We start from the raw sequence: 14933 nt of genomic DNA on the forward strand, positions 1-14933 counted from the left end.
CGCTGTTCAGGACGCCAGGCTTTTGCGAAAGCGCGCCAACGCGATGACGAAGAACAGCAGGCCGATAGCCGTCAGCGCCAGCAAGTCCGGCCAGACCACGCTCAGCCCGGCGTCGCGAAACAGAATCGCGGCGCTGAGGCTGACAAAGTGCGTGGACGGCGAACCCTGCATGACCCATTGCAGCCACTGCGGCATGCTGTCCAATGGCGTGCTGCCGCCCGACAGCAGCAACATCGGGATGATCACCGGAATCGCCAGCAGACCGAACTGCGGCGTCGAGCGCGCCAGCGTCGCCAGAAAGATGCCCAGCGCGGTACTCGCAAACAGATAAACCGCAGTCACCAGCAAAAACAGGCTCATCGAGCCGGCCAACGGCACATTCAACAGGCCTTTGACCACTACCTCCAGCGACAGCCAGGTGCACAACACCACCACCAGCAGGTTGCTCCAGATTTTCGCCAGCATGATTTCCAGCGCCGTCAGTGGCAGCACCAGCAAATGGTCGAGCGTGCCGTGTTCGCGTTCGCGCAGCAGCGCCGTGCCGGTGAGGATGATCGCCAGAATAGTGATGTTGTTGACGATCTGAATCACCGCCAGAAACCAGCCGCCCTCCAGATTGGTGTTGAACAGGGCGCGAGTAGTCAGTTGCACGGGTGCCTTGGCCGCTGCACCGCCCTGACCGGCATAGTCGAGCAATTCGCGCTGGAAGATCCGGCCGATGTAGCCGGCGCCCATGAACGCCTGGCTCATGGCTGTGGCATCGACGTTGACCTGAATCGCCGGTTGCCGCGTGGCGAGCAAGTCGGTTTGAAAGCCCGCCGGAATATTGATCACGAAGGTGTACTCACCGCTGTCCATGACCTGATCCAGTTGCGCATAAGGCAGCAGCACCGGCGTCTGGAATTCCGGCGGCTGCAGGGCCTGGGCCAATTGGCGTGAGAGGGCGCTGTGGTCTTCGTCGACGATCGCCACGCTGGCGTTGTGCACGCCGATCACCGAACCGGCGGCGGGCATGTAAATCGCCACGGTGAAGGCGTAGAACAGGAACAGCAGCAACACGCTGTCATGGCGCAGGCTGGTCAGTTCCTTGAGTCCCAGGCGCAGGATGTGCGCGAACTTGTGCATCAGGCCTCCTGCTTTTTCAGCATGATCAGGCTCAGCCCGGTGAACCCGACAAAGAACCCGAACAGCGCCAGGCACTGTGGCCACAGCTGACGCAAGTCCAGCGCCTTGGTGAACGTACCCACCGCGATGTCGAGGAAGTGCCCCGCCGGAAACAGCATGCCCATCACTGCTGCCGCACCTTCCAGCGACGAGCGCGGCACGATCAGCCCGGAGAACTGGATGGTCGGCAGGCTGGTGATGATCATGGTGCCGAGGATCGCGGCGATTTGTGTGCGGGTGAACGCCGAGATCAGCAGGCCCATGCTGGTGGTCGCCAGCACGTACAGCAGGCCGCCGAATGCCAGCGTCAGCAGGCTGCCCTTGAACGGCACGCCGAACAGCCAGCGATTCATCGCCACCAGCAGCGCCAGGTTGACCAGACTGACCAGCAGGTACGGCGCCTGTTTGCCCAGCAGAAATTCGAGGCGGGTCAGGGGCGTGGCGTAGAAATTGGTGATCGACCCCAACTCCTTTTCGCGGACGATGCCCAGCGCCGTGAGCATCGCCGGAATGAAGGCGAGGATCAGCGCCATGACCCCAGGGCCAATAGCGTTGACGCTGACCACGTCCTGGTTGTAGCGAAAGCGGGTTTCCAGGCTGGCGGCCGCCGGGTGGGCCAGCGCGGGGCTGCTCTGCTCGGCCAGCTGTTGCAGATTGGCCAAGTGCACTGCTTCAACATAATTGCGGCTGGTTTCGGCGCGAAACGGCATGCCGCCATCCAGCCACGCCGCCACGGCGGGTTGGCGCCCGGCGTACAGATCGCGGCCGAATCCGGGGGGAATCTCCAGCGCCAGTTTGATTTCCGAGCGTTGCAGGCGCCGGTGCAGTTCCTGCGGATCATGAATGGCCGGCTGTTCGTCGAAGTAGCGGGAGCCGCGAAACGCCTCCAGATAAGCCCGGCTCTGCGGCGTCTGATCCTGGTCGTACACGGCGAACGCGAGGTTTTCCACGTCCAGCGAGATGCCGTAACCGAAAATCACCATCATGAAAATCGCCCCGGCCAAGGCGAACGCCATGCGCACCTTGTCGCGCAACAGCTCCTTGCCTTCGCGACTGGCCACGGCCAACAGGCGACCGAGGCTGAAACCGTGACGGGGCAGCGGTGTTGTCGCTGCGCTCGGCGGCGCCATTTGCGGTTCGGCCACAGGCGCTGATGGCTGAGCGCCCTGAGCCTGTTCCAGGCAAGTGACGAAGGCCGCTTCCAGCGTCTCTCCCGCAAACTGGCGTTGCAGCGCCGCCGGGGTGTCGCAGGCGAGGACCTTGCCCGCGTGCATCAGCGAGATGCGGTCGCAGCGCTGCGCTTCGTTCATGAAGTGCGTGGAGAGGAAGATCGTCACGCCCTGTTCGCGGGACAACTCGATCAACAGTCGCCAGAAATCATCACGGGCTGCCGGATCGACGCCGGAAGTCGGCTCGTCGAGAATCAGGACCTCCGGGCGGTGCAGCACCGCCACCGCCAGTGACAGACGCTGGCGCAGCCCCAATGGCAATGCCCCGGATGGCTGGTCGGCGACCGCGAGCAGATTGAAGCGCTGAATCAATGCTTCGATGCGTTGTGCGCTCTCGGTTTTGGGCAGGTCGAACAGCCGCGCGTGCAGCTCGAGGTTCTGCCGCACACTCAGTTCGCCGTACAGCGAAAAACTCTGCGACATGAAGCCGACCCGCTTGCGCGTGGCCAGATCCTTGGCGTTCACCGGGTTGCCGAGCAGCGTCGCACTGCCTTCGCTGGCCGGCATCAGCCCGGTCAGGACTTTCATGGTGGTGGTCTTGCCGCAGCCGTTGGAGCCGAGAAAACCGAAAATCTCGCCACGGCCAATGGCAAAACTGACGTGATCCACGGCGGTGAAATCGCCGAAGCGCAGCGTCAGGTCGTGGGCTTCGATGGCGATGTCGCTGCTGTTGCCGGTGCGCGGTGGAATCACCAGCGGCTGAGCGTCATGCTGGCTGTCGCCCTGGAAATAGGTGAAGGCGTCATCGAGCTTGCCGCTGGGGGTGACGGTCGCCAGCTCGCGGCTCAGGCCGGTGGCGATCAACTTGCCGGCATCGAGCATCAGGCAATGCTCGAACTGCTCGGCTTCTTCCATATAGGCCGTGGCGACCAGCAGCGTCAGTTGCGGGCGCTGGCGTCGCACATCGTCGACCAACTCCCAGAAGCGCCGGCGCGAGAGCGGGTCGACGCCGGTGGTCGGCTCATCGAGGATCAGCAGATCCGGTTCATGGATCAGCGCGCAGCACAGCCCGAGTTTCTGCTTCATGCCGCCGGACAACTTGCCGGCGGGGCGCTCGGCGAACTTCAGCAGATCCGTGGCGAGCAACAGGCTGTGCATGCGCTGCTCGCTTTCAGCCTTGGACAGGCCGAACAGCGTCGAGAAGAACTGGATGTTCTCGCGGATCGACAGCTCCGGGTACAAGTTGCCGCCCAGCCCCTGCGGCATGAAGGCGATGCGCGCATAGAGTGTGTCGCGATGCCGGCGATCCTCGATCGCGCCACCGAGCACGTCCAGTTGCCCTTGCTGCAAGGTCTTCACGCCGGCAATCAACCCCAGCAGGCTGGATTTGCCGGCGCCGTCGGGGCCGATCAGCCCGCAGCGGGTACCGGCGGGCAGGCTGAAGCTGATATCGCTCAGCGCTTGCTGTTTGCCGTAGCGGTGGGCGATACCGTTCGCTTGAACCGCAAGGCCGCTCATTGCAGATTGGCCGGCCATTCGACGGGCGCGATCCGCACGTAGCCGGCCCCGGGCATGCCGGGTTTGGCCTGCGGCACGGCGCTGGGCTGGACCAGGCGCAGCTTGACGCGGAACACCAGTTTTTGCCGCTCGTCGCGGGTCTCGACCTCTTTGGGAGTGAACTGCGATTTGGCTGCGACGAAGCTGATTTTTGCCGGCAGCGGGTTATCGGGCAAGGCATCGAGCAGCACGCGAGCCTCATCGCCCACCGCCAGGCGCCCGGCCACCGCGGCTGACAGATAGAGGTTCATGTACTGGTCGTTGGGATCGATCAGCAGCAAGACCCGGCCACCGGCCCCCAGCACTTCGCCGGGCTCGGCCATGCGCAGCTGGATCACGCCATCAATCGGCGCGCGCAGACTGCTGTCGTCAATTTCACTGGTCAACTGTGCGACTTGAGCCTGTGCCGCGCCAATCGCCGCACTGACAGCAGACACTTGGGCCCGGGCGGCGACAACGGCAGCGTTGCCAGTGCCGATGCGTGACTGCAGCTGATCGATGATCTGCGCGCTGACATAACCGTGCTTGAACAGTGATTGCGAACGCCCGAGCTCTTGCTGGGCCAGCAGCAGTTCACTCTGGCGCAATTGCACGTTGGCCTGAGCGGCGTTGAGATTCTCCCGGGCGCGCAACACTTCGGCTTCGGCCTGATTACGCTGGGCTTCAAGGGTGCGGGTGTCCATGCGCGCCAGCAGTTGCCCTTTGCTGACTTTGTCGCCTTCATCGACCAGCACCTCGGCGAGGCGCCCGGGGGGCTTGCTGGCGATCTGCACTTCAGTGGCTTCCAGCCGCCCGTTGCCCATCGACAGTCCTTCGACCAGGCGGCTGCTGATGGACATCCAGTAACCTAATCCGCCAGCGGCGGCAAGTAATACCAGGAGCGAACCGGCGTATAGAAGTGAAGAACGGCTGTGCGTCGACATGGGGGCATCCTGCGGCTGTGGCTTGCAGTCTGACTGTTCAAGCGTTCCATTCGCTTGATGTCAGTCAAATGAGCGCCAAGCCTAGCCCCTTTTGTCGGTAAAAACCGTGACCGGCGAGTTCTCAGCGCAAACCAAGCACCGCGACCCACTGTTCGGCCGTCACCGGCATCACCGACAGGCGACTGCCTTTTTGCACCAGCGGCATTTCGGCCAGCGCAGTCTGCTGTTTCAGGTAATCGAGCTTCAGCAACCGGGCAAACGTCTCGACGTGTGCCACATCAATCGCACTCCAGGCGTTTTTCTCGGGTGTGGCCTTCGGGTCGAAGTAATGGCTCTCGGGTTCCAGTGCGGTGGGATCCGGGTACGCCGCCTCGATTATGTTGCCGATTCCGGCGATACCCGGCTCCGGGCAACTGGAGTGGTAGAAAAAGAACTCATCGCCCACCGCCATCGCCCGCAGGAAGTTGCGCGCCTGATAGTTGCGAACCCCGTCCCAGCGCGCTTTGCCGAGTTTCTCCAGATCTTTGATCGAGAGTTCGTCGGGCTCGGATTTCATCAGCCAATAGGCCATGTCTTTTGCTCCTCAAGCGGTGATTGGGCAGGTTGTCGGGCAATTTTATGACAAACCGACGGTCGGTTGACGTCAGCGTTTGCGCCCGGGTTCACGTTGTCGCAAAATGCCGGCCTTTAAAGCTTGACGCTGCTGCACGGCCTACGAACGGAAACCGCTGCTGTCATCGTGATGATGTGCCTTGAGGGGGGCAATCGATGAAACGCAAACCGGATTTGCTATGGACTTTGGTTATTTTGTTCGGCCTTGGCGTCGTAACCACCGGTTACGCGCAAAGTCTGTGGACGAGCAAGACCGATGCTCCGGTTGAAGTCGCGCAACAGGTTCAACAGTCGACCGCGTTCAAACGCTGAAACTGCCTTCCCGACGCCGCTGATCTGCGCGGCGTCTATCCTGCGAAATACCACGCCTTATCGGTGACCGTGCCTTGCAACGGTACATCCCAGCTTGCCTGCGCCAGGCGTTCGACCTTCTGACATTCATGGGCCAGGCCCAGCAACGTCGGCTTGCGCCAGTTCTTGCGCCGGGCCAGGTACGCCAGACTGCGGTCGTAGAATCCGCCGCCCATCCCCAGACGTCCGCCAACATCGTCAAACCCCACCAGTGGCAACAGCACCAGATCCAGGGTCCAGATCTTGCGCTGAAGAGCCAGATTGGCCCGAGGCTCAAGAATACGGAAGCGATTGGGCTTGAGCTTGTCGCCGGGGCGAATTCGCTGGAACACCATTTTGGTTCGCGGCCAGGCGCTGAGCACCGGCAGGTAGGTGGCTTTGCCGCGCCGCTGGGCTTCGCGCAGCAGCAGGCGCGGGTCGATTTCACCGTCGGTGGGCAGGTACAGAGAGATGTGTTTCGCCCGGCGAAAGTGCGGGTCTTGCGCCAGTTGGCGGAACAGGCCTTTGGCGGCCTGCCGCTGTTCACCGGGAGTCAGTGAACGACGCGCCTTGCGCAGCAGGCGGCGGAGTTGCGGGCGGGGCAGCAGCGCAGGTTCGGTCATGGTTCGGCTTCGGCAGGTGAGGGCGAAAACGCACGCATAAAAAATCCGATGCCGGCAAAAACCAGCATCGGATTCGAATCAGGCTCCCCGGATGAACCGCTGTCAACTTAGCCCTTGAACCCGAAAGTTCAAGGTGGAGGATGCAGTAGACTTTAAGGCTTTCCGTCTGGCGGACATGCACACCAGCCCAACGTGCAACCTCCAGGGTAGTGCAAATCGGCTCAGGGACATCGTCAACTGGCAAGCACCCCAGGGAGTGCGGCGAGTATACCTCAAGCGGCCTGGCGAATCAGCCCTTGCTGATGTCCGGATCGTCGGCCAGCACCAGATCGACACGATCGAGCAAGTCGCGCACCTGTTCACGGGTCGAGCCGCTGGCCTGGATGTCCGGGCGCTCTTCTTTGTGCAAGAGGTCGTGGGTGATGTTCAGCGCAGCCATCACCGCAATACGGTCGGCGCCGATGACTTTACCGCTGCTGCGGATCTCGCGCATCTTGCCGTCCAGGTAGCGGGCGGCGCTGACCAGATTGCTGCGTTCTTCCTGGGGGCAGATGATCGAATATTCTTTGTCGAGGATCTGCACGGTAACGCTATTGCTTGAACTCATGAGTCTTGCTCCAGGGCCTTGAGGCGCGAAATCATCGATTCGACCTTACGCCGGGCGATTTCGTTTTTTTCAATGAGGTGAGCGCGTTCCTCGCGCCAGGTCTTTTCCTGAGCTAGTAAGAGTGCGTTTTGACTCTTTAGTTGCTCGACTCGGCTAATCAGCTTTTCGAGTCTGGCCATCAGCGCTTGCAGGTCGGTGTCTTCCATTGTGTCCACTGAATTCATCTGATGGGCGGCAGGCGCCTGGCTGGCGGACAGCCTTTAATAGTCTTGGCGAGTCTGTCGATGTAGGATACAAGGCCTTCATTCTAGACATAGCGCCGTCTGGCGCCTAGCTGCCCATGACCATTGCGAATTCCCCGTACCAAGCCTTTGCCACCCTGCTGACTTCCAGCGGCCACAACGTCTCGCCTGCCGAACTGCACGGCCTGCTGCTCGGCCGCAGCTGCGCCGGTGCCGGCTTCAACGCCGACGAGTGGCTGATCGATGCCGCCGAAATTCTGGAAAACGAGCCACAGGACAACGTCCGCAACGCCCTGATCGGCCTGCAAGAGATGGTCAAGGGTGAGTTGACCGGTGACGACGTCACCGTCGTTCTGCTGCTGCCGACCGATGACGCGCCGCTGGCCGACCGCGCCGCCGCACTGGGCCAATGGTGCCAGGGCTTCCTCAGCGGTTTCGGCCTGAACTGCCGCGACAGCAGCATGCTCAGCACTGAAGCCACCGAAGTGCTGCAGGATCTGGCGGCGATCTCCCAGGTGCAAGACGCTCTGGAAGAATCCGAAGACGGCGAAAGCGACTACATGGAAGTCATGGAATACCTGCGCGTCGCGCCGCTGCTGCTGTTCTCGGAAACCAAGAAAGCCGACGTGCCGCCAGCCGCCAAGCCGTCGCTGCATTAATCGCGTGCCAGGGAAAGCCATCTGCCCATGACCCATATCCCCAAAGCGGAATACAGCCGTCGCCGCAAGGCCCTGATGGCGCAGATGGAACCCAACAGCATCGCGATCCTGCCCGCCGCCGCAGTGGCGATCCGCAACCGCGACGTCGAGCACGTCTACCGTCAGGACAGCGACTTTCAGTACCTCAGCGGTTTCTCCGAGCCGCAAGCCGTCATCGTCCTGATGCCCGGCCGCGAGCACGGCGAGTACGTGCTGTTCTGCCGCGAGCGCAATGCCGAACGCGAGTTATGGGACGGCCTGCGCGCCGGCCAGGAAGGCGCAATCCGTGATTACGGCGCTGACGACGCGTTCCCGATTACCGACATCGACGACATCCTGCCGGGCCTGATCGAAGGCCGCGACCGGGTGTATTCGGCGATGGGCAGCAACCCGGAGTTCGACCGCCATCTGATGGACTGGATCAACGTGATCCGCTCCAAAGCGCACCTCGGCGCCCAGCCACCGAACGAATTCGTTGCGCTGGATCACCTGTTGCACGACATGCGCCTGTATAAATCGGCGGCAGAAGTGAAGGTGATGCGCGAAGCCGCGCGGATTTCCGCTCAGGCGCATATCCGCGCGATGCAGGCCAGCCGGCCGGGACTGTACGAATACAGCCTGGAAGCCGAACTCGATTACGAATTCCGCAAGGGCGGGGCGAAGATGCCGGCCTACGGTTCGATCGTCGCTGCCGGGCGCAACAGCTGCATCCTGCATTACCAGCAGAATGACGCGCTGCTCAAGGACGGCGATCTGGTGTTGATCGACGCCGGTTGCGAGATCGACTGCTACGCCAGCGACATCACCCGCACCTGGCCGGTCAACGGCAAGTTTTCCACCGAGCAGAAAGCGATTTACGAACTGGTGCTGGCCTCGCAGGAAGCCGCATTCACCGAAATCGCCCCGAACAAAAACTGGAATCAGGCGCACGAAGCGACGGTACGGGTGATTACCGCAGGCCTGGTCAAGCTCGGGATCCTGCAAGGCGAGGTCGATGAGTTGATTGCGACCGAAGCCTATAAAGCGTTTTACATGCACCGTGCCGGCCACTGGCTGGGCATGGATGTACATGACGTTGGCGAGTACAAGGTCGGCGGCGAATGGCGCGTGCTGGAGGTCGGCATGGCGCTGACCGTGGAGCCGGGCATCTACATCGCCCCGGACAACCAGAACGTAGCAAAGAAATGGCGCGGCATTGGCGTGCGCATCGAGGATGACGTGGTAGTGACCAAGACCGGTTGTGAAATATTGACCAGCGGCGTACCGAAAACCGTTGCCGAGATCGAAGCGCTGATGGCGCAAGCACGGACACACGCGGCATGAGTCGAGTCAATCTGGCAATCATCGGTGGCGGCCTGGTCGGCGCCAGTCTGGCGTTGGCCTTGCAGGCCGGGGCCAAGGCCCGCGGCTGGAAAATCGTCCTGATCGAACCGTTCGCCCCCGGCGACAGCTGGCAGCCGAGCTACGACGCGCGTTCGTCGGCGCTGTCCTTCGGTTCGCGGCAGATCTATCAACGGCTGGGCGTGTGGCAGGAAATCTCCCGCCGCGCCGAGCCGATCAAACAGATTCACGTGTCCGACCGTGGCCGCTTCTCCACCGCCCGTCTGTCGGCGATGGAAGAGGGCGTGCCGGCCTTGGGCTACGTGGTGGAAAACGCCTGGCTCGGCCAGTGCCTGTGGCAGCACCTGGATAAAGACGTGATCAGCTGGCGCTGCCCGGCGGAAGTCACGCGCATGGAGCCGCTGCCTGACGGCTATCGCCTGACCCTCAATGATGAAACCACCGTCGAGTGCGATCTGGCGGTGCTGGCGGACGGCGGCCGTTCCGGTTTGCGCGAGCAACTGGGCATCAACGTGCGCAAGCGTCCGTACAACCAGAGCGCGCTGATCGCCAACATCACCCCGAGCGAATCACACAACGGCATGGCCTTCGAGCGCTTCACCGACGAAGGGCCGATGGCCTTGCTGCCGCTGCCGGACAACCGTTGCGCACTGGTCTGGACCCGCCTGGGCATGGATGCGCAACGCCTGGCAGACCTCAGCGAGCGCGATTTCCTCAGCGAACTGCAAGGCGTGTTCGGCTACCGCCTCGGCACCTTGAAACAGGTCGGCGCGCGGCATTTGTATCCGTTGTCGCTGGTCGAGGCCGAAGAGCAGGTGCGCTCGCATCTGGCCGTACTCGGCAATGCCGCGCACAGCCTGCACCCGATTGCCGGACAAGGTTTCAATCTGTCCTTGCGTGATGCCGATGCATTGGCCGCGGCGCTGCTTGCGAGCGATAAACCGTTGGGCGACATCGCTACATTGCAGGCGTATCGCGAGCGGCAGCGTCTGGATCAGGAGCTCACCGTGGGCTTCTCCGATCAGGTCACCCGACTGTTCGGCAGCACCCAGCCGCTGGTCTCGCTGGGCCGCAACATCGGCCTGCTCGGTCTCGATCTGTTGCCACCGGCCAAGCGCTGGTTTGCTCGTCAGGCCATGGGGCTGGGGACGCGGCCGGATGCTTGAGCAGCGGGTCGGCACTTTCACTTTCAGCAGCGCGCCGCTAACTGGCGCGCTCGCTAAAACCTTTTACGAGCGGCGCATGCCGCCAGCGAGACAGGCTTAAAGCATGGAAATGCGCGCAGATCTGCTGATTGTCGGAGCCGGAATGGTCGGCAGCGCCCTCGCGTTGGCGTTGCAGGACAGCGGCCTGGAAGTGTTGCTGCTCGACGGCAGCCCGCTGAGCGTCAAACCGTTCGACGCCGCCGCGCCGTTCGAGCCGCGAGTGAGCGCCTTGTCGGCGGCCAGCCAGCGGATACTCGAACGCCTTGGCGTCTGGGACGGCATCGCCAAGCGCCGCAGCAGCCCCTACACCGACATGCACGTGTGGGACGGCAGCGGCACCGGGCAGATTCATTTCTCGGCGAGCAGTGTGCATGCCCAAGTGCTCGGTCATATCGTCGAAAACCGTGTGGTGCAGGATGCCTTGCTCGATCGCTTGCACGATTGCGATCTGGGCATGCTGGCCAACGCACGGCTGGAACAGATGCGTCGCTCCGGCGACGACTGGCTGCTGACCCTGGCCGATGGTCGGCAGTTGCGTGCGCCGCTGGTGATTGCGGCGGACGGTGCGAATTCGGCGGTGCGCCGTCTGACCGGCGTCGCCACCCGCGAGTGGGATTACTTGCACCACGCCATCGTCACCAGCGTGCGCAGCAGCAAGCCGCACCGGATGACAGCGTGGCAGCGTTTCACCGATCACGGGCCGCTGGCGTTTCTGCCGTTGGAGCGTGACGGGCAGCAGGACTGGTGCTCGATCGTCTGGTCGACCACGCCGAGTGAAGCCGAACGCCTGATGGCGCTGGATGAAACCGCATTCTGTAGTGAGCTGGAGCGAGCCTTCGAAGGTTGCCTGGGCGAAGTCGTCAGTGCTGATCCACGGCTGTGCGTGCCCTTGCGTCAACGCCACGCCAAACGCTATGTGGCCGAAGGCCTGGCACTGATCGGCGACGCCGCGCACACCATTCACCCGTTGGCCGGGCAGGGTGTGAACCTCGGTTTCCTCGATGCGGCGGTGCTGGCTGAAGTGCTGTTGCAGGCGGCGGAACGCGGCGAACGGCTGGCGGACGTGAAAGTGCTGAGTCGTTACGAGCGTCGGCGCATGCCGCACAACCTGGCATTGATGGCGGCGATGGAGGGCTTCGAGCGCTTGTTCCAGGCTGACCCGTTGCCGCTGCGCTGGTTGCGCAATGCCGGGTTGAAACTGGTGGAGCAGATGCCGGAGGCCAAGGCGTTGTTTGTGCGTGAGGCGCTGGGGTTGACCGGGGATCTGCCGGTACTGGCCAAACCCTGAGATTTGTTTGAGGCTGATGGCCCCTTCGCGAGCAAGCCCGCTCCCACATTGGAATGCATTTCAAGGGTGGGAGCGGGCTTGCTCGCGAAGGGGCCAGAACCGACGCCATGAATTTCAGCTTGTGCAACATCTGGTAACTCCTTGCCCAAGTGTTCGATTGAGCTGGTAAATGTGAGTCCTTATCATTTGGCCCACATTTTCCGACCGAGAGATCACTCCCATGTTGGCACCCAAGCGTCTCCTGACCGCACTGGCCCTGACCCTGATCGGCAGCACTGCCGCCCAGGCCGCCGACGAGGTGGTGGTCTACTCCTCGCGTATCGATGAGTTGATCAAACCGGTGTTCGACGCCTACACCGCGAAAACCGGGGTGAAGATCAAGTTCATCACGGACAAGGAAGCGCCGCTGATGCAGCGGATCAAGGCCGAAGGCGAAAACGCCACTGCCGACCTGCTGCTGACCGTGGATGCCGGCAACCTCTGGCAGGCCGAGCAGATGGGCATCCTCCAGCCATTCACTTCGAAAACCATCGATACCAATATTCCCGCGCAATACCGCTCCTCCAGCCACGCCTGGACTGGCCTGAGCCTGCGCGCGCGAACCATCGCCTATTCCACCGAGCGGGTGAAACCGGGCGAGTTGACCACCTACGAAGCGCTGGCCGACAAGAATTGGGAAGGGCGTCTGTGCCTGCGCACGGCGAAGAAGGTCTACAACCAGTCGCTGACCGCGACCATGATCGAAGTGCACGGCGCCGAAAAGACCGAGAAGATCCTCAAGGGCTGGGTCAACAACCTGTCCACCGATGTGTTCTCCGACGACGTTGCGGTGCTGGAGGCGATCAACGCCGGGCAGTGCGACGTCGGCATCGTCAACACCTACTACTACGGTCGCCTGCACAAGCAGAAGCCCGACCTGCCGGTGAAACTGTTCTGGCCGAATCAGGCCGACCGCGGCGTACACGTGAACCTGTCGGGCATCGGCCTGACCAAGCATGCGCCGCACCCGGAAGCAGCCAAGGCGCTGGTCGAGTGGATGACTACGCCAGAGGCGCAAAAGATTTTCGCCGACGTCAACCAGGAATTCCCGGCCAACCCGGCAGTGAAACCTTCGGAAGAAGTGGCGGCGTGGGGCAAGTTCGTCGCTGACACCTTGCCGGTGGAAGTGGCGGGCAAGCGTCAGGCCGAGGCGATCCGGATGATGGATCGGGCGGGCTGGAACTAAAACCTGGTTATCCCCTGTGGCGAGGGGATTTATCCCCGATCGGATGCGCAGCATTCGTAAAGGCGATGCCCGCGGTGTATCACTACGCCTTGATTAACGACATGGGGGTGCTTCGCACCCCATCGGGGATAAATCCCCTCGCCACAATTGGGGCTGGCATTACTCTTGCGCCAACCCACGATTTATTAGAGAACCCCCTTGGCCCACCCCGCCCAACGCCGCTGGTACCCCATCGTCCTCGCCATTGCCGCGCTGGTGCTGTTGCCCCTGAGTGTCCTGCTGCTGTCGTGGCAGACCATCGATCAGCAGATCTGGTCGCACCTGTGGGAAACCCAGATGCCGCGCCTGCTCGGCAACACCCTGACGCTGGTGCTCGGCGTTGGCGTCGGTGTGACGCTGCTCGGTGTCAGTCTGGCGTGGCTCACCAGCCTCTGCGAATTCCCCGGACGGCGCTGGCTCGACTGGGCGCTGATGTTGCCATTCGCCATTCCAGCCTATGTGCTGGCGTTCGTTTTTGTCGGTCTGCTGGACTATGCCGGCCCGGTGCAAACCCTGCTGCGTGAGTGGTTCGGCAGCGGCCTGCGCCTGCCGCGCGTGCGCTCCACCGGCGGGGTGATTGTGGTGCTGGTGCTGGTGTTTTATCCCTATGTCTACCTGCTGGCGCGCACCGCGTTTCTCGCGCAGGGCAAAGGCTTGATGGAGGCGGCGCGGGTACTCGGGCAATCGCCATGGCAGGCGTTCTGGCGGGTGGCGTTGCCGATGGCGCGTCCGGCGATTGGCGCCGGTGTGGCGCTGGCACTGATGGAAACTCTGGCGGATTTCGGCGCGGTGTCGGTGTTCAATTTCGACACCTTCACCACCGCCATCTACAAGACCTGGTACGGCTTCTTCAGCCTGCCGAGCGCCGCGCAACTGGCGAGCCTGTTGTTGCTGGTTGTGATGCTGGTGCTGTACGGAGAGCGGCGCGCCCGTGGCGCCAACCGGGCGAGCAACGAGCGCCCCAGGGTCAAGGCGTTGTATCAGCTGCGCGGGCTAAAGGCGTTCGCGGCGACCGGCTGGTGCACGTTGGTGTTTGCCTGCGCGTTCGTGATTCCGTTGCTGCAACTGCTCGTATGGTTCTGGCAGCGCGGGCGCTTCGATCTCGATGAGCGTTATGCCGGGTTGATCCTGCACACCCTGTATCTGGGCGGCATGGCGGCGTTGATCACCGTCAGCGTCGCGCTGCTGCTGGCGTTTGCCCGACGTCTGGCGCCGACCCGGGCAATCCGTTCCGGGGTCAGTCTGGCCAATCTTGGTTATGCGCTGCCGGGTTCGGTGCTGGCGGTGTCGATCATGCTGGCGTTCAGTTATCTCGACCGCGAACTGGTTATTCCGCTGTCGGGCTGGCTCGGCGGCGCCGGCAAACCATTGCTGCTGGGCAGTCTGGCGGCGTTGCTGATGGCCTATCTGGTGCGCTTTATCGCGGTGGCCTACGGACCACTGGAAAACAGTCTGGCGCGTATACGGCCTTCATTGCCCGAAGCGGCACGTAGTCTGGGTGTCAGTGGGCCGCGACTGTTTTTCAAAGTGTATCTGCCGCTGTTGCTGCCCGGCACACTGAGCGCGGCGTTGCTGGTGTTCGTCGATGTGCTCAAGGAAATGCCCGCGACCCTGCTGATGCGCCCGTTTGGCTGGGACACGCTGGCGGTGCGGATCTTCGAAATGACCAGTGAAGGGGAATGGGCGCGGGCATCGCTGCCGGCGCTGACCCTGGTGTTCGTCGGCCTGTTACCGGTCATCGGCCTGATCCGCCGCTCGGCGCACCGAAACACTTAGTCGTCAGCCCTGAATCATGCGGCTACAATGCGCGGCATTCGGTGCGGTTCGTCTGACAGACCCGTTCGCTGAAATCGGCTGAAAGCCTTCTATTTCGCGGCTTTCACCCCGTACAGCGGCTGTCCGCACCTTCG

General features: G+C 62.6%; 14 protein-coding genes and 1 other RNA gene. 7 read left to right on the plus strand and 8 right to left on the minus strand.

Features of this window, described 5'->3' with window-relative positions; genetic code table 11:
• Positions 1-6 precede the first annotated feature (6 nt).
• The 4 genes from CRO59_RS20920 to CRO59_RS20935 form a co-directional block, all read right to left on the minus strand.
• The gene (locus CRO59_RS20920) at positions 7-1125 is read right to left on the minus strand and encodes an ABC transporter permease (RefSeq protein WP_097089562.1); all 1119 of its coding nucleotides are present in this window, start codon (positions 1123-1125) and stop codon (positions 7-9) included.
• On the minus strand, positions 1125-3851 hold the full coding sequence (gene rbbA / locus CRO59_RS20925; RefSeq protein WP_097089563.1) for a ribosome-associated ATPase/putative transporter RbbA: 2727 nt from the start codon (positions 3849-3851) through the stop codon (positions 1125-1127). The genes CRO59_RS20920 and rbbA overlap by 1 nt, the downstream gene beginning before the upstream one ends.
• Complete coding sequence (locus tag CRO59_RS20930) at positions 3848-4813, minus strand: HlyD family secretion protein (RefSeq protein ID WP_097089565.1); 966 nt, start codon at positions 4811-4813, stop codon at positions 3848-3850. The genes rbbA and CRO59_RS20930 overlap by 4 nt, the downstream gene beginning before the upstream one ends.
• A 121-nt stretch (positions 4814-4934) precedes the next feature.
• Positions 4935-5384 carry an EVE domain-containing protein gene (locus CRO59_RS20935; RefSeq protein ID WP_097089566.1) on the minus strand — a complete coding sequence of 150 codons (450 nt, stop codon included), beginning with the start codon at positions 5382-5384 and terminating at the stop codon, positions 4935-4937.
• A gap of 197 nt (positions 5385-5581) precedes the next feature.
• On the opposite strand from CRO59_RS20935, the gene CRO59_RS28790 reads away from it, so the two are divergent.
• Entirely contained in the window at positions 5582-5737 is a 156-nt protein-coding gene (locus CRO59_RS28790; protein WP_003229308.1) for a hypothetical protein, read from the plus strand.
• 35 nt (positions 5738-5772) lie between these two features.
• Here CRO59_RS28790 and CRO59_RS20945 read toward each other — a convergent pair whose 3' ends face one another.
• The 4 genes from CRO59_RS20945 to CRO59_RS20960 form a co-directional block, all read right to left on the minus strand.
• The gene (locus CRO59_RS20945; RefSeq protein WP_097089567.1) at positions 5773-6378 is read right to left on the minus strand and encodes a 5-formyltetrahydrofolate cyclo-ligase; all 606 of its coding nucleotides are present in this window, start codon (positions 6376-6378) and stop codon (positions 5773-5775) included.
• A gap of 80 nt (positions 6379-6458) precedes the next feature.
• Positions 6459-6637, minus strand: a non-coding RNA gene (ssrS, locus tag CRO59_RS20950) — 6S RNA.
• A 30-nt stretch (positions 6638-6667) separates the two neighbouring features.
• Entirely contained in the window at positions 6668-6985 is a 318-nt protein-coding gene (locus tag CRO59_RS20955; RefSeq protein ID WP_007967943.1) for a cell division protein ZapA, read from the minus strand.
• Complete coding sequence (locus CRO59_RS20960) at positions 6982-7191, minus strand: TIGR02449 family protein (protein WP_047597101.1); 210 nt, start codon at positions 7189-7191, stop codon at positions 6982-6984. The genes CRO59_RS20955 and CRO59_RS20960 overlap by 4 nt, the downstream gene beginning before the upstream one ends.
• Before the next feature lie 134 nt (positions 7192-7325).
• On the opposite strand from CRO59_RS20960, the gene CRO59_RS20965 reads away from it, so the two are divergent.
• The 6 genes from CRO59_RS20965 (at position 7326) to CRO59_RS20990 (ending at position 14799) form a co-directional block, all read left to right on the plus strand.
• Positions 7326-7886, plus strand: a complete 561-nt coding sequence (locus CRO59_RS20965) for a YecA family protein (RefSeq protein WP_097089569.1) — start codon at positions 7326-7328, stop codon at positions 7884-7886.
• A 27-nt stretch (positions 7887-7913) separates the two neighbouring features.
• Positions 7914-9248, plus strand: coding sequence for a Xaa-Pro aminopeptidase (pepP, locus tag CRO59_RS20970; RefSeq protein WP_097089570.1), 1335 nt, complete (start codon positions 7914-7916; stop codon positions 9246-9248).
• Positions 9245-10432: a 2-octaprenyl-6-methoxyphenyl hydroxylase gene (gene ubiH / locus CRO59_RS20975; protein WP_097089572.1), complete on the plus strand. Its 1188-nt coding sequence runs from the start codon at positions 9245-9247 to the stop codon at positions 10430-10432. The genes pepP and ubiH overlap by 4 nt, the downstream gene beginning before the upstream one ends.
• Before the next feature lie 109 nt (positions 10433-10541).
• Positions 10542-11759, plus strand: a complete 1218-nt coding sequence (locus CRO59_RS20980) for a 2-octaprenyl-3-methyl-6-methoxy-1,4-benzoquinol hydroxylase (protein WP_177409029.1) — start codon at positions 10542-10544, stop codon at positions 11757-11759.
• Between the two features lie 220 nt (positions 11760-11979).
• Positions 11980-12984 carry an extracellular solute-binding protein gene (locus tag CRO59_RS20985; protein WP_097089575.1) on the plus strand — a complete coding sequence of 335 codons (1005 nt, stop codon included), beginning with the start codon at positions 11980-11982 and terminating at the stop codon, positions 12982-12984.
• A 198-nt stretch (positions 12985-13182) separates the two neighbouring features.
• Positions 13183-14799, plus strand: a complete 1617-nt coding sequence (locus CRO59_RS20990; RefSeq protein WP_096796139.1) for an iron ABC transporter permease — start codon at positions 13183-13185, stop codon at positions 14797-14799.
• Positions 14800-14933 lie beyond the last annotated feature (134 nt).

The sequence above is a fragment of the Pseudomonas sp. LAMO17WK12:I5 genome (genome assembly GCF_900215165.1).
Lineage (GTDB): Bacteria > Pseudomonadota > Gammaproteobacteria > Pseudomonadales > Pseudomonadaceae > Aquipseudomonas > Aquipseudomonas putida_A.

Bases quoted from the DNA above. Each gene is read 5' to 3' on its own strand.
- CRO59_RS20945 (WP_097089567.1), bottom strand. From the start codon at position 6,378: ATGACCGAACCTGCGCTGCTGCCCCGCCCGCAACTCCGCCGCCTGCTG.
- rbbA (WP_097089563.1), bottom strand. From the start codon at position 3,851: ATGAGCGGCCTTGCGGTTCAAGCGAACGGTATCGCCCACCGCTACGGC.
- CRO59_RS20985 (WP_097089575.1), top strand. From the start codon at position 11,980: ATGTTGGCACCCAAGCGTCTCCTGACCGCACTGGCCCTGACCCTGATC.
- CRO59_RS20980 (WP_177409029.1), top strand. From the start codon at position 10,542: ATGCGCGCAGATCTGCTGATTGTCGGAGCCGGAATGGTCGGCAGCGCC.
- CRO59_RS28790 (WP_003229308.1), top strand. From the start codon at position 5,582: ATGAAACGCAAACCGGATTTGCTATGGACTTTGGTTATTTTGTTCGGC.
- CRO59_RS20920 (WP_097089562.1), bottom strand. From the start codon at position 1,125: ATGCACAAGTTCGCGCACATCCTGCGCCTGGGACTCAAGGAACTGACC.
- ubiH (WP_097089572.1), top strand. From the start codon at position 9,245: ATGAGTCGAGTCAATCTGGCAATCATCGGTGGCGGCCTGGTCGGCGCC.
- CRO59_RS20955 (WP_007967943.1), bottom strand. From the start codon at position 6,985: ATGAGTTCAAGCAATAGCGTTACCGTGCAGATCCTCGACAAAGAATAT.
- CRO59_RS20930 (WP_097089565.1), bottom strand. From the start codon at position 4,813: ATGTCGACGCACAGCCGTTCTTCACTTCTATACGCCGGTTCGCTCCTG.
- CRO59_RS20935 (WP_097089566.1), bottom strand. From the start codon at position 5,384: ATGGCCTATTGGCTGATGAAATCCGAGCCCGACGAACTCTCGATCAAA.
- pepP (WP_097089570.1), top strand. From the start codon at position 7,914: ATGACCCATATCCCCAAAGCGGAATACAGCCGTCGCCGCAAGGCCCTG.
- CRO59_RS20960 (WP_047597101.1), bottom strand. From the start codon at position 7,191: ATGGAAGACACCGACCTGCAAGCGCTGATGGCCAGACTCGAAAAGCTG.
- CRO59_RS20965 (WP_097089569.1), top strand. From the start codon at position 7,326: ATGACCATTGCGAATTCCCCGTACCAAGCCTTTGCCACCCTGCTGACT.